This window comes from Algibacter sp. TI.3.09, from assembly GCF_038154905.1.
GTDB lineage: Bacteria > Bacteroidota > Bacteroidia > Flavobacteriales > Flavobacteriaceae > Algibacter.
Genome location: NZ_JBAKAN010000086.1, coordinates 1 through 262 on the forward strand (window position 1 = coordinate 1; position 262 = coordinate 262).

General features: G+C 37.4%; 1 protein-coding gene. It reads right to left on the reverse strand.

Annotated elements, in window-relative coordinates; translation table 11 throughout:
- Nucleotides 1-262, reverse strand: a 262-nt coding sequence (locus V6246_RS18425) for an Ig-like domain-containing protein (RefSeq protein WP_341561888.1), incomplete at both ends; no start/stop codon positions are given.

The window sequence follows — 262 nt, forward strand, 5'->3', positions numbered from 1 at the left end:
TGTAAACGGTAGCTGTATCACAAGCTTGATCTGCATTATCATCACAAATGGTATACGTAAACATATCTGTTCCAACAAAACCAGGGTTTGGTGTATAGGTAAAGTCACCGTTAGGCGCTACTGTTACTGTACCGTTATTTGGGTTTGTGTTAGCCGTTACTGTTTGGTTATCATTTTCAACATCATTATCATTAACTAAAACGTTTTGTGATATCACAGCATCCGGAGTTGTTGTGTATGCATCATCATTAGCATTAGTTGT